14 protein-coding genes are annotated in these 14,320 nt (G+C 33.5%); 3 read left to right on the plus strand and 11 right to left on the minus strand.

The genetic code is table 11. From position 1 onward, the window contains the following. Positions 1-5: 5 nt before the first annotated feature. The 6 genes from gnpA to H8911_RS01530 form a co-directional block, all read right to left on the minus strand. Positions 6-2,150, minus strand: a complete 2,145-nt coding sequence (gene gnpA, locus H8911_RS01505) for a 1,3-beta-galactosyl-N-acetylhexosamine phosphorylase (RefSeq protein ID WP_186998476.1) — start codon at positions 2,148-2,150, stop codon at positions 6-8. Positions 2,151-2,166: 16 nt separating this feature from the next. Beyond that, positions 2,167-3,258, minus strand: a complete 1,092-nt coding sequence (locus H8911_RS01510) for an ABC transporter ATP-binding protein (RefSeq protein ID WP_117925688.1) — start codon at positions 3,256-3,258, stop codon at positions 2,167-2,169. Between the two features lie 11 nt (positions 3,259-3,269). Further along, positions 3,270-3,443, minus strand: a complete 174-nt coding sequence (locus H8911_RS01515; RefSeq protein WP_199519828.1) for a DUF6903 family protein — start codon at positions 3,441-3,443, stop codon at positions 3,270-3,272. A 10-nt stretch (positions 3,444-3,453) separates the two neighbouring features. Beyond that, a complete protein-coding gene (locus H8911_RS01520) occupies positions 3,454-4,314 on the minus strand; it encodes a carbohydrate ABC transporter permease (RefSeq protein WP_117925687.1) in 861 nt (286 codons plus the stop codon). An 11-nt stretch (positions 4,315-4,325) separates the two neighbouring features. Further along, positions 4,326-5,207, minus strand: coding sequence for a carbohydrate ABC transporter permease (locus tag H8911_RS01525; protein WP_117925686.1), 882 nt, complete (start codon positions 5,205-5,207; stop codon positions 4,326-4,328). A gap of 62 nt (positions 5,208-5,269) precedes the next feature. Beyond that, positions 5,270-6,598: a carbohydrate ABC transporter substrate-binding protein gene (locus H8911_RS01530; protein WP_186998477.1), complete on the minus strand. Its 1,329-nt coding sequence runs from the start codon at positions 6,596-6,598 to the stop codon at positions 5,270-5,272. A 181-nt stretch (positions 6,599-6,779) separates the two neighbouring features. Here H8911_RS01530 and H8911_RS01535 point away from each other — a divergent pair, with 181 nt between their 5' ends. Next, positions 6,780-7,616 carry a helix-turn-helix domain-containing protein gene (locus H8911_RS01535; RefSeq protein ID WP_186998478.1) on the plus strand — a complete coding sequence of 279 codons (837 nt, stop codon included), beginning with the start codon at positions 6,780-6,782 and terminating at the stop codon, positions 7,614-7,616. Positions 7,617-7,760: 144 nt separating this feature from the next. Here the strand turns inward: H8911_RS01535 and H8911_RS12320 are convergent, their stop codons facing one another. Then, positions 7,761-8,009: an HIT family protein gene (locus H8911_RS12320; RefSeq protein WP_222620924.1), complete on the minus strand. Its 249-nt coding sequence runs from the start codon at positions 8,007-8,009 to the stop codon at positions 7,761-7,763. A gap of 477 nt (positions 8,010-8,486) precedes the next feature. Between H8911_RS12320 and H8911_RS01545 the strand changes: the two genes are divergently transcribed. Both H8911_RS01545 and H8911_RS01550 read left to right on the plus strand, forming a co-directional pair. After that, entirely contained in the window at positions 8,487-9,080 is a 594-nt protein-coding gene (locus H8911_RS01545) for a class I SAM-dependent methyltransferase (protein WP_186998479.1), read from the plus strand. Beyond that, on the plus strand, positions 9,044-11,566 hold the full coding sequence (locus tag H8911_RS01550; RefSeq protein WP_186998480.1) for a DEAD/DEAH box helicase: 2,523 nt from the start codon (positions 9,044-9,046) through the stop codon (positions 11,564-11,566). Before H8911_RS01545 ends, H8911_RS01550 begins: the two co-directional genes overlap by 37 nt. 899 nt (positions 11,567-12,465) lie before the next feature. Here H8911_RS01550 and H8911_RS01555 read toward each other — a convergent pair. From H8911_RS01555 to H8911_RS01570, 4 genes are read right to left on the minus strand one after another with little or no spacing between them, the layout of a single operon-like run. Further along, a complete protein-coding gene (locus H8911_RS01555) occupies positions 12,466-12,765 on the minus strand; it encodes a PTS sugar transporter subunit IIA (RefSeq protein WP_186998481.1) in 300 nt (99 codons plus the stop codon). Continuing rightward, a complete protein-coding gene (locus tag H8911_RS01560; RefSeq protein ID WP_186998482.1) occupies positions 12,765-13,064 on the minus strand; it encodes a PTS sugar transporter subunit IIB in 300 nt (99 codons plus the stop codon). Before H8911_RS01560 ends, H8911_RS01555 begins: the two co-directional genes overlap by 1 nt. After that, positions 13,057-13,779, minus strand: a complete 723-nt coding sequence (locus tag H8911_RS01565) for a MurR/RpiR family transcriptional regulator (protein WP_186998483.1) — start codon at positions 13,777-13,779, stop codon at positions 13,057-13,059. The genes H8911_RS01560 and H8911_RS01565 overlap by 8 nt, the downstream gene beginning before the upstream one ends. 20 nt (positions 13,780-13,799) lie before the next feature. Further along, positions 13,800-14,312 (minus strand): RDD family protein, encoded by a 513-nt coding sequence (locus tag H8911_RS01570; RefSeq protein ID WP_186998484.1) that lies wholly within the window; start codon positions 14,310-14,312, stop codon positions 13,800-13,802. Positions 14,313-14,320 lie beyond the last annotated feature (8 nt).

A 14,320-nucleotide genomic window follows, 5' to 3' on the forward strand; every position in this document is an offset into this window, starting at 1 on the left:
GATTCTTAAATTTCAAACCATTTGATTTCACAAGCATCCAATTCAACTTCGAAACTTGTTCCATCACCCTTATACACGGTAGTTGTCTGTGGTTCGTATGTATTATTGACAACACAGAAACTGTTTGTAGAAGGATATACGTTGATATCCACATTGTAGTTGTCGGAATACCAGCGTTTCATTTCTTCTTCTTTGTGTGCCGCAAAGAAGATTGCACGATACAATAGTCTTACATTTTCAAAACTAAATGGAAGACCATTCATATACACACCGCGACCTTTTCCATACTCATTTACAGCTAAATTAACATGTAGATCTTTTTCAGCCAAGATTTCGGTTTCTGGAAGAGCATATACATCATTTACACATTCTCCCCAATCTTCATGTTCTAATTGTTCTGTAATGAAGTGGTCTGGATGTACTTGCCAATTGTATTTGTCTGTATGCATTGTAAAACCTAATTCTTTATCCACACCTAGCACATCGTATAAAGTGAAGAATTTACCGTTGCGGTTAATAGCTGTTGGCTCACCAACACCGATGAATCCACCACCCTGGTCTACATAACGACGAAGAGCTGTAATCACGGGTTCATCAAATTCGGCTCCACCACTAAAGCTAGTGTATGCAGAACCAATGTTCATCACAACGTCCATATCATCTAAGATTGTTGGATCTTTACGAATATCATCAAAACTAATGAAATGAACATCAAATGGGAAACCACTCAACGCCTCCATTACACCTGTATATGAATAGATTTGTTTGTACCAAATGGCATGGTGAACCAAGTGTGTTCCCCAACGACGAAGTTCTCCCCAACTATTAATTACACCCACTTTTAATAAGTTTAATGGAACTTGTTGGTTCACATGAGAATATAGCGTACGGAATTCGTCACATACCTTTTCAATATAGTCAATGAATTCAGGAAAATCCAATGCCAATTTTAAATATCCACCATAACCAATACGATCGACTGGACTACGTAAAATAGCTCTACGAGCCGTTACCCAATTGACCTTAGCTTCTTTTAATGGATCACCATTTTCATGGAAAACATCTGGGAAGAAGTATGGTAAGAACCTTCCTTCTGTATACTTGACACCCTTAATATCGGAAATTAAACGAAGTGTTGTACCAGAACCAACCGATCCTACAACCGCATCCAATCCAATGGATTCAAAATATTTTCCAAATGGCTCTGTACCAATCCAGTGATCACCTAAAAACATCATGGCTTCTTTTCCATATTCATGACAAATATCTACAAATTTCTTCGCTAATTTACTAACTTCACGTTGTTGGAAATCCATGAAATCACGATATTCCTTAGTTGGAACACAGAAAGTTGAGTTATTAAATCCTTTGTTGATAATATATTCAGCTCTAAATGGATAGCCCACTTCTTTTTCAAACTGTTCCAAAATATATGGAGATACAGAAGCACTATATCCAAACCAATCTACAAATTTTTCGCGTGCAAATTCATCAAATTGAAGCGTGAATTGGTGAAAGAAAGTTGTAAAACGAACAACGTCTACATCATCTCTTTCTTCACAGAATTTTCTAAATTTATCCAATACATATTTTTGTGTTTTAGGTTGTCGAACATCAAAAGTCATTTGATGTTCTTCACCCTGCCAATCGTTCGTTAGAGCATTATACATATGTACAGGATCCCAAATCACAAATGCCAAGAAACTGACAGTATACGCATGATACGGAATTGTATCATGAATAATCACTTCACCCGTTTCTTCATCATAATCCCAATTTGTGATGACTTCATCCGTCGTACGGTCAATGACTTCCCACCATCTGTGATTATCTTTTGTGTTTGGTTTTAATTGATCCTTATAGAAATGCTGCATGATTTGAATTTTTAATTCGGTTGACTTTGCGGTCACAAAATCACTCATCAAATACATCTGTTGGATTTCATCTGGATTTGCCTTTGCCCACGCATTATCTTTTCTTGTCGTATAGTAAGTCGCATATTGCTTAATATCCATCTTACGCAATTCTTCTGGCATATCCGTTCCGTCACAGTCACGGATGGCATCGGCTTTCCATCGATTAATAATCTCAATTGTTGCATCAATTACATCAACATCTGTCGGTACAGTTACTCTGCCTGTTTCAATCATTTTATTTTCTCCTAAACTAGTCAATTCTATTTTCAGTTTCCATATCAAAGAAATGTATTTTTGATAAATCCATTGTTAATTTAATTGTTGAATGTGCTTCGGGTTCCAAACGAGAATTTACTTTGGCACACATTTTTTGTCCATTTAAAGTACCATGCAAAATATATTCATGGCCCAATAGTTCGGCCACTTCAATTTCAAAATCAAAGTTAGCACTCGGATATGTATCGGCCACTATACCCTCACCATGCAAATCTTCTGGACGAATACCCATGATAATTTCTTTTCCTTGGTAACTAGAAAGTTTTTCTCTATACATCAAAGGAATTTCAATCTTCATATCCTCCACTTGGAAGAAACCATTTGCATACGTACCCTTAACAAAGTTCGTTGCAGGCGCACCCAAGAATCCAGCTACGAATAAATTTGCCGGATTATTGTAAATTTCTTTAGGCGTACCAATCTGCTGGATATAACCACCTTTCATAACAACAATACGATCGGCCATCGTCATGGCTTCGGTTTGATCATGTGTTACATAAATGGTAGTAGCTCCAATACGTTCATGAAGCTGAATGATTTCCGAACGCATTTGTACACGCAATTTCGCATCCAAGTTTGAAAGTGGCTCATCCATTAAGAATACCTTCGCATTACGAACGATAGCACGCCCCAAGGCAACACGCTGTCTTTGACCACCTGATAAAGCTTTTGGTTTACGATCCAAATAAGGTTCAATCTCCAAAATACGAGCAGCTTCATGCACACGCTTATCAATTTCTTCCTTACTATACTTACGTAATTTCAAACCAAAGGCCATATTCTCATATACACTCATATGAGGGTATAACGCATAAGACTGGAATACCATCGCAATATCACGATCTTTTGGTTCCACATCATTCATTCTTTTTCCATCAATGTAGAAATCACCGGCACTAATCTCTTCCAAACCAGCAATCATACGAAGTGTTGTTGATTTACCACATCCACTTGGTCCTACAAACACAATAAACTCTTTATCTTTCACTTCTAAATTAAAGTCAAATACAGCCTGAACATTGTTGTCATATATTTTATCAACATGCTGCAATGATAATTCTGCCATACTTCTTCCTCCTATTTATGTTTTCGATTGTATAGAAACAATAATGTTAGTAAGCCTGTCAATCCAACGATTTCGATCATTAAATTACGAACACTTACCGTCTTCTGTGCCCAAATGATCATACCTAAGAACACAAAGAATAAAACGATCATAATTATGTTCATTACTTTATTTTCATCTCTCATATTAGACACCTTACTCTTTCATTCCACCAATACTCATGCCCTGTGTAATCTTCTTTTGAACACAAATATAAAGAACTAACGTTGGAATCATAACAATTACCAACCCAGCATACATGACACCAAAGTTTGCCTGTGACTTCGCATCCGCCATTAAGTATTTAACACCAACGGCCAACGTAGCATTTTCTTTATCCATAAAAGTAAATGCGATAATATATTCATTCCAGAAAGCCAAGAATTGAAATAGGATAACCGTAATAATACTTGGTCTTGCCATGGGAATCATAATCTTAGTCATTGTCTTAAAGTAGCCACAACCATCAATGCGAGCCGCCTCTTCATACGCCTTAGGCAACGTTTTAAAATAACCTGTCAACAAATAGATTGTGAAAGGTAGGGCCGTTGCCGCATACACGACAGAAAGCCAGAACTTACTATTTAAGAAAAAGTCAATTCCAAGCTTAATATCCGCATTAAATAACATTAAGAAAATTGGCAAAACAATATAGTTCACATTTACGAAAAGTCCAGCCATGAAAAGTCCATTAAAGAATTTCTTTCCCACAAAGTCAAATCGTGCCAAAACATACGATGCAGGAAGAGCCACCACCAATAGAATGACTAATGATAGTGCTGTTACAATGATTGTATTTAATAAATAATCACCCATTCTTGCCTTCACAAAGGCATCCGCAAAGTTTGACCACAATATTTGTTTTGGAAGATCAAATGGATTTCCACTCACCAATTCCAATTGCGATTTTAAAGATGCAAGGAATACCCATGCGATGGGTACAATAATCGAAATAGCTAATGTGATCAGTGCCACATAAACAAAGATCTTGTATAAAGGAAAATTATGTTTCTTCATATCTCATCCTCCTAATACTGTAATACATCACGTTCAGTGATCTTATTTATGATGGCTGATAAGGCAAATGAGAATACGAAGATACATACTCCAACGGCCATACCAAATCCGTATTTACCAGCGAACGCATTGTTATACATATAGTTCAATGCCACTTCACTTCCTAGATTTCCCTCACTTGTCAATTGAACGAACATAAATGATAAGTTGATTGTAGAAATTACGAAGAAAGTTAAAGTTGTACGAATGTTATCCCAAATCAAAGGTAAAGTAATCATAAAGAACTGTCTGACTTTACTAGCCCCCTCAAGGCTTGCAGCCTCATATAGGTTTTCTGGAATACTCGACATACTCGACATATACATAACCATATAATAACCAATGGCCTGCCATACAAGGGCACCAATTATAGAATAGTTAATAACATCTGGATTTCCCATCCATTGTTGTTGTAAAGACGAAAGTCCAATCATACCAAAGAACGTATTTAAAATACCATTCGTAGGTTGATAAATAGCTGAGAAAATACCTACAATAACAACAATACTCAAAATGTTTGGAATGTAGAAAATAACACGGAAGAAGTTTTTTCCAACAAACTCTTCACGAGTTAATAATGTCGCAAACAATACGGCCAACACCAAAGTGATGATCGTGATCAATACAACATACAAGATTGTATTTTGCATAGCCTCAATAAAACGCATGTCGTTAAAAAGAACCTTAAAGTTGAAGAACCCGGCAAAAGTGGCATCACTTACGAAATTGCTCTTTTTAAAGAATGCTGTCTTAAATACATCAATTGTTGGAATCACCATGAAAATGACGACTAGAATAACGGCTGGTGCAAGACACGCAAATACGAAACGATTTTGTGCTTTCTTTTTATTCATGAGTTTACCTCCCATCTCTTAAAAAGCGACGAGCAACAATTTGCTCATCGCTTTCAGTTTAATTATTCAGTTACAGCTTTGTTTTTAGATAATTTAGCCCAAGCATCTACTAATTTGCTTTGGTAATCTTTTGCAGTTAATTCACCAGTAGCTAAAGAGTCAATTGAACCAAATACTGTTGCAGCACGGTCAAAGTCTGGTAAGTTATCTGTGTTGTAAGGAGCAAATGCACCTAATGCAGCAGAAGCAGTGTCATATACAGAGAAGAATTCTTTTGTATATCCATCTTCCATAGCCGCAATTGTGTCTGACATATGTGTAGTTGGAACAATGTTTCCACCTTCAGCCATGATCTTAACACCTTCATCAGAATAGATAAACTTCAAGAATGCTTTCGCATCATCTACGTTTTTAGCTTGAGCAGGAATCCATACTTGTTCAGTCATAGAACCAACAAAACGTTCACCATCTTTTTCTAATGCAGGCAATGGAAGTAATCCCCAATGATAATCTTCAGGAGTTGTATCTGCCATTTCATTAACTACCCAGTCACCATTAGGCATGAATAACGCTTTTCCATCAATGACAGCCTGTTGGTTCATTGTGAAACCATCTTTCGCATTCGCATTTGCGACTGTATCAGAATATAAATAATCAGGACTTACTAATTTAGTTAAAATATCGATAGCTTGTTTAGCACCATCTGTATTCCAAGCATCCTTGTCATAATTTAATACATTCGTTAATAATTCTTCTCCACCAGTTTCTTTCAACAATGCATTTAATGTGTTGTCAAAATAACCATTTGTTGGATAAGTAAATAATGCGATACCATCTTTCTTAGCTTGATCACCTAAAGCCCAGAATTCTTCCCAAGTTGTTGGAAGTTCATATTTCTTTCCTTCTCCAACCAATTCAGTATTATAGAAGAATCCAGCTGGAGTTGTCTTAAGTGGCATCAAATAAGATTTTCCATCACCATAATATTGTACGATACTACTATTTGCATAGTTTTCATCCATACCAACTTCTTCAACTACATCTGAAATATCCAATACTTCATGAGTATTTAATTGAGTTTCAGTATATCCAGAAGGCTGACCTAAGTTATAGTAAACAACATCAGAATATTCACCCTTCGCATTTTCTTTATTCAATACATCAGGCAATTCTTTTTCAAAACGCAATTGAACATCTACATCCGGATTTGCCTTTTCAAAAGCCTTAGCCAATTTTGTGAATACTTCTTCACCATTACCACCAGAGAAAGAATCAAATTTTAATACACGCTTATCTCCAGAATCAGAATTTTCAGCTGGTTTGCTAGAACATCCTGCTAGCATAGATGCTGCCATCGCAAATGATAACCCAGCAGTTATAACTTTTTTCATACTTTACCTCCTCATAAATTCGTATGAACCTCTTTTGACAAGTCTAGTATAGTCTATTTGAAAGCGATTTATCATAAAAATATAGCTCTATATTTTAGATATATTGCGATTTAATAATTTTGACAACAAAATTGATAAACAATAGAAAATAATATATAATAATACAAAAAGAGGTGTTTTTATGAGTACACAACGCTTTCAAATTGACCAAGTCGACTTCAACAAAGCCCGACCAAAACTACTATATATAACCGAATCCAAGTTCGATCACGAATGGAATTCCACCCTACATACCCATTTATACACAGAAATGTTCTATGTGACAAAGGGCCATGGACTTTTAAGTTTAGACAACAAAAACTATCCCGTAAAAGAAGACGACCTCGTTATTGTCAATCCATTGGTATCCCATACCGAGCGTGGTATTGAAAATGTCAACTTCGAATACATTGTTATGGGAATTGAAGGCATCACCTTCTTTTCAAAAGAAGAATATGAAGAACAGGGTTGCAGTATTGCCAACTATTATGAATACAAACACGAAGTACTATTCTATCTAAAAACCATTCTAATGGAAGTTAAGGCTAGAGATACTGAATATCAATCCTTATGCCAAAACTTACTAGAAGTATTACTGATCAACCTGATGCGTAGGGCCAACATTAGTTTAAAATCTTCACCCGTTAATAAAGCCAACAAAGACTGTGTCTATATTGAAAAATATATTGATGCTCACTTTAAAGAAGATATCACACTAGACACTTTAAGTGAACTCACTTTCTTAAATAAATATCACATTGTACATGCCTTTAAACAATATAAGGGAATCTCCCCCATTAACTACATGATTCAAAAGCGGATTCAAGAAGCTAAAGTTCTACTTTCTACAACCAATCTTCAAATTTCAGAAATATCCATCATCATAGGATTTACAAGCCAATCCTATTTTGCCCAAGCCTTCAAAAAAGCAACAGGCATTTCACCTATTCAATTTAGAAAAAATCATAGTGAACAATAGAAAAAGGAGCGACTGCTCCTTTATTTACATAATACAGCACGATATTTTTCAACAATGTCCCGATATTCTTCATCCGACAACTTTTTTCGCCTGGATTCATAGCGAATACACCGCCCCATTCATATCCATCCTTATATTTAGGAACTAAATGGAAATGAAGATTTCGTGCATAGCACAAGCTACCCTATTAATATCCTCCATATAAGCAGCTCTTTCCTGGGCCGTCAACTCTGTAATTTCACTCACATGCTTCTTATGAGCCACAATCACACGACCAGGATGAGACTGTTCTTTAAACAAATACACTTTTGAACTTTCTAGTTCACAAATTTTAATTCCGAAAGCAGCGACTAACTCACCTTCCATGCAATAAGCACAATTTTGATCTTTCAATTTTTTACCTACTCTTCCCGAAGCTATAATACCGCAATTTGTAAATGATTACATTTTTTATTTTTATTTTCAAGTGTACATTTGATAACAATATGCTTTCTTTTCCTATAGAAACGTGTTATAGTAATTATGTTGATTAAGTTAAGACTCTAACCCTTTCAATTAACTTTCTCAACATTCCCATTTCTGGACCGGGCCCATTCCGGTCCTTTTATTTTGTCACAAAAAATGTTTTTTTTGCTGATGAAAAATTAATATTATGGTAATATATCAATGTTGGTTATTTTAAATAATCAACCCTTTAGCATTAGAGCTGGTACCATTTCACAACTTACTCAAATCCAGCTCTATTTTTTGTTAAGAATTCTAAAATTATAAATGCAGGAACACACAAAGTTCCTGTTTTTTGTTTTAAATTGATTTGAATACAACTTCAAGATATTATATACACAGTATTAGATGGTATTAGAGGTATATATGATAAACAAAACTTTGGACTACTATAATAAGAATGCTGAATCCTTTATTCAAGGAACTGTATCAGCAGATTTAAAAGATATACAAGATAAATTTCTAAAAGAATTATCCGGAAATAAAATATTAGATTTTGGATGTGGATCTGGAAGAGATACTAAATGTTTTATTGAAGCAGGCTATGATGTTGAAGCCATTGATGGATCTTTGGAATTATGTAAAAGTGCCAGTGCATATACTGGTATTCAAGTAAAACACATGTTGTTTCAAGATTTGGATAAACAAAATTACTATGATGGAATTTGGGCATGCTCTTCTATATTACATTTACCAAAATCCGAATTAAAAGATGTCTTATCAAAAATGAGTAAGTCTTTAAAAGATGATGGAATTATTTATACATCCTTTAAATACGGAGATTTCGAAGGTGAAAGAAATGGAAGATTCTTCACAGATTTCACTTTAGATATTTTCAAAGATTTCATTCATGATGTAGATACCTTAATAATTAAAGAATACTGGATTACAACAGATGTAAGACCAGGAAGGGAGGAAGAAAAATGGTTGAATCTACTCCTTCAAAAGACCCATTCTTAGTTGAACATACTGATTTTTCTTTAAGAGAAAAAATCAAATATCCAAATGGTGGAATATCTAATTTCTATGATAATGGAAAAGATATGGTCATTATTGATGAAGATATTTGTGAGCACAAGAGTAATGATCCTGTATTTTCATATATGCTGATCACAGATAAGCAAAATAATTATATGCACCAGTTTAATAGAGTTTTCCGTTTCTTAGGCTACTCTCATTTAGAAGTCGATAAATATCTTTCTAGAAAAGAAATTGTATTGCCTACTAGTTATACAAGAAGTATTGGAGACAGAAGTGAACAATCCGATGTATCTCCATTAGAACTGCATTTCGAGAAGAGTTTTTCAAATGCTTATGGCATGAATGCACTTAAATACATTTCTAGAGAATATGGTATTTGTGATGAAAATGGAAAGAATTATTTCCTTGATTATTTTGTGCGAACAAAAGATGAAAAATATGCAGTGGAAGAAAACGGTGTAACGTATCATCACCCTCAAATTATTGGTGAAGAAAAATATAAAAAACAATTAACAAAACAAAACACATGTGCCTCATGGGGAATCAAATTATTCCGTTTTTCTACTGAAGATTGTGCATTTGAAAATCGCATTGAAGATGATATTAAACAATATTTTGGAAATGATGCTTCTAAATTTATTGATAACGGTTTAAAAATAGACAGATCCGTTGAATTATATGAACATCAATCCATTAGTTTACAAGAAATCCAGAAAAGAAGAGATGCTGGAATTAAAGCATTTTTGATTGTATTACCAACAGCTGCTGGTAAATCAAAAATTGTTGAGGAAGATTTACGTGAGTTTGCCAAGAATAAGAAAAGTTTTAAAGGATTAATATTAGTTCCAGGAATCAATATTTTGGCAGACTGGAATCAGAGAGTGCATAATTCTTTACCTGAACTAGAAGATAAAATTGATATAAGAACCTATGCATATATGGCAAGACATTATACAGAATTATCTTCAGATTATTATAATTATATAGTTGTTGATGAAGCTCACCATGCGGTGGCTCCAATACTAAAAAGAGTTATTCAATATTATAATGCAGATTTCACAATAGGATTGACTGCAACAGACCAAAGACCAGATAAGAAAAAATTAGAGACTGTGTTTGGAAGCTATTCCACTTCTCTATCTTTAAAAGAAGCTATGGAAAAAGGGATTGTTGCCAAGGCAAATGTATATCGAATTGAAACAAATATTGATCTTTCTAAAGTTCGTTTTAATGGTAAAGATTATGTAAATGCAGATTTAGAAAAAAGGATACGAGTAACTTCTAGAAATGAATTAATTGTAGATGTACTTAAAGAATACCTCACTTCTGGAGAAGCTAGCTTACGCCAAGGTGTTATCTTTTGTGTTAATGTTTCTCATGCAAATGAAATGGCTCGCCTTCTTAATAAAGCAGGAATTGTTGCGTCTAGCTATACTGGACAAACAAAAAATCCTACATCTGTCATGGATGATTTCAAAAACAAAAAAATCCGATTCCTTTGTACTTGTAACATGATTTCTGAAGGATGGGACTATCCTGAGCTTGGCATTTTAGTTATGGCTAGACCTACTCTTTCTAAAGTTCTGTATCTACAACAAATAGGTAGAGGGCTACGAAAAACTGATACAAAGAAAAATGTGATTGTGATTGATGTTGTTGATGAATATGGAGCTATGATCAAAGCTTGTAATATGCATACTATATTTGCGAATCCATATTATGTACCATTTGGTGATATCACGATAACAAATTACACACCTGGCGAGATGTTAGTTGTGGATGGAATTGAAGAACGAATTGAGCGTATTACTGAAGTGGATATCAACACATTTGAAGATAAGTATGGTGATTACCTAAGTCAAGAACAACTCGCACGAGAATACTTTATCAATACCGGAACTGTAACAAGTTGGATTAAAAAAGGAAAAATCAAGCCTAGTGTAGAATACAAATTTGGAAGTAAATCTTTATATTTATTTAGTCCTGATGATGTTGAAAAGTACAGAAAAGAACTAGGTATAAAAGAACACAACAATGATACAATCAAACAAGACTTCTTTGAATTCTTAGAAGAAAGAGATTATTCATTGTCTTATAAAATGCCATTCTTGTTATCCTTTGTTAAAAATATTGATTCAATCGGTGATGCTAAAATAGATGATGTTTTGAATGACTATATTGCATTCTATCAAGACAGAATCGATAGAGGACTACAGGTTGATCGTAGTACATGTCCATACAATGAAACTACTCTAAAAGATAGAAAAGCAATCTGCAGAAATATGTTAACAAATCCATTTGAGAAATTTGAACGAAAAAGATTCTTATATTATTCAAAAGATTTAAGTATTATCGCAATGAATCATGCTCTGTACAGTAAGATGACTAAAGAAGATTGGGATAGAGTTAAATCACAAATGCAGGAAGATCTAGAACACTATTATTCTAATATGGGTGGAATTTAAAAATCATTATTTAATCACGGCTATATCAAATTGGCCGTGATTTTTATTTGCAATCAAATTCTAGGGACTCAGCAGCGAGCACACCTGCGGCAATTACAAAATTTTATTAGTCAATCTTAAAACCTCTTGCATAATGTTATTCGGTGTAATATATTATTGCTATGAATTGCGGTGGTCGTCTTCGGACAACACCTAGAAGGAACCTGATGCGTCGGGTTCTTTTTCTTTTTCCAAAAAATGTAGACATCTATTTGAAATTCTCGATTCAAGAGAAGAAAGAAAATCGACAGTGTTGGTTTCTCAAATCCCAGTAAAAGAATAGTACGATTTATTTAAGGATTATACATACGCTGACGCGTGTTTAGATCGAGTTATATGTGAAGCATATCGTCTAGAATTTAAAGGTGAATCAATAAGAAATTAAATCAAAAAATTGATGTACCGGTTGACCGCTATAGATACACCGATGATGCGCTACACACGTACCATTTTCCGTCATATGTAAAATCTGAAATGAATCTTGTGACTACATCAATATTTCGTTTATTAATATAATGAAAAACAGAAATTCTCAAACATCAGTTCAAGAATTTGTTTTAAATCTCGCACAAAAAAAACACCTCCAATTCGCAAGATCTATAGAACTTAATATTCTACAAATACATCTTACAACTGAAAGTGTAGAAACGGCTCTGATTTATGGGTTGTGTGGCTCTAAATGATGAAATGAGTGGCTCTCAGTGCTGGACGGTGTGTCTCTGAATGCGTGGAAAACTCAGTAAATATATGTTAATTAACCAATCTTAATAAAAGTATAAAATAGGCAAAAAAAGAATTATTAAAAATATTATATTTTAATAACTCTTTTTTAAATATAAGTCAATAATGGATTTATTTATTTATTTATTTATTAATAAATCTATTATTGTTTGCGACAAATCTCTTACTGTTTCAGCACTAGAAAGTATAGTTTCTGCATGAATCAACAATAAACCAACCTCCAGTTCACCATTTGCATCTAATGTTAGTGCCTTTTGATGTGAAATTGAAGCTTGTTGAATCGCGTCATTACCTTCTTTTAACAATTCACTAGGATCACCTTTTGCTTTCGCACATTCAATCGCTTCTAAAAAGCAACTTTTTGCTGTTCCAGCAAACGAAATGATTTGAAAACATGTCTGTTCATATACTTCATTCATTATTTTAAATTCTCCATGATTTGTTTATAAACTTTAGATCCATCCATCATCCCATATGCTTGCATATCTATATCAAGTACTGGAATAGAACCAGAAGCATCTTGTACCTTTTGCTTCATATAACGAATTTGTGGTCCTAATAAAATAATATTTGAATCCAAAATATAATCATTAGCAACAGCAATAGCTACTGCTTTCACATTCATCTCCACTCCATTTTTTTCTGCTTCTTGTTTAATTTTTTTGCACATCATAGATGTAGATGCACCTTGTGAACAAATTAATAATACATTAATCATCTTTTTCCTCCTTTAAATATGACTCTAATATCGCTAATACACTTTCAATTAAGTTTATACTATTTCCAATAAAGTAATTTGGCGCCTTGTTCTTTTTTTTACCATTTTTTATGACAATATGATTCTTTACATGTTTGCATAGTGTACTGTTGATTGTAGAACTCAGCGCATATATCTTGTAATTCATTTTTTTACATCGTTCTTCAATAAATATAAGATCTGTCGTTTCTCCAGATTCACTCACAAATAATATCAAAGATTTTCTTGAATTCAAAAAATCCAAAGGGCTTTTATTTGTTGAAAAATAATCCAATTCCAATAGCTTATCTCTTAAATATTGTGCAATATAGTCTGAATAGCCAATCCCAATAACATGTATTCTCTCATATTCACCACTTGCAAGATCACGAATAAAATTATCAATCACATCTAATGAACGTTCTTCAATGATAATCGAACGAATAGCATCAGATGCTTTATAGTCAACATTAGTTGTACTATCAATCTTCAACGCATATAATAATTCACTATATCCCTCGTATCCAAGTTTTTTAGCAAGACGAATAACACTAGTCGTTGACACAAAGGAAGCAGATGCAATCTCTCGAATTGGAATTTTGTAATATCCTTTGAACATTCGATTCGAAATTTCATTTAAAATCGTTAAATCTGTTTGACTCAAATTGTTTTGTTTTGCAATCTCTTTAATATTCATAAATCTCCTCTGTTGGAGTATTATATCACACCAACTTCTGTTTTTGATATTAAATCATGAATCATTTTTTTCTTTGGAGTGACAAACATACAGATTATTGAAACGATGCCAATAAAAGCCGAAAAATAAACCATATATTGAACTAAATCACGCGATACATATAACAAAAATACGTTTCTTATATAGTTGCTCAAAGGATTTAAGCATCCTTCTAGGATAACAATTCCAAATAAATTACGAACAACTAATTGAGTAAAAGTTAACTTACCAAGCGATTTTACTTTAATTTTACATATTTTTTTTCCAATTGTTTTTCCATCCCACAATAAAGGTAGAACACAAGTATAAACTATAAAGAAAACACATAAAATCAATAATATTTGTATTTGCGTTCTCGAGTTAAAATATTGAATTGGAATTAAATTACTAACAACAATACCTTCTTGAATATAATATGAAATAACTAAAATTAAATTCATAATGAAATACATAATATACCAATCTAGTACATATGCTATAAATCGTCTCAACATTGTGTTCT

The organism is Holdemanella hominis (genome assembly GCF_014306155.1).
GTDB classification, from domain to species: domain Bacteria; phylum Bacillota_I; class Bacilli_A; order Erysipelotrichales; family Erysipelotrichaceae; genus Holdemanella; species Holdemanella hominis.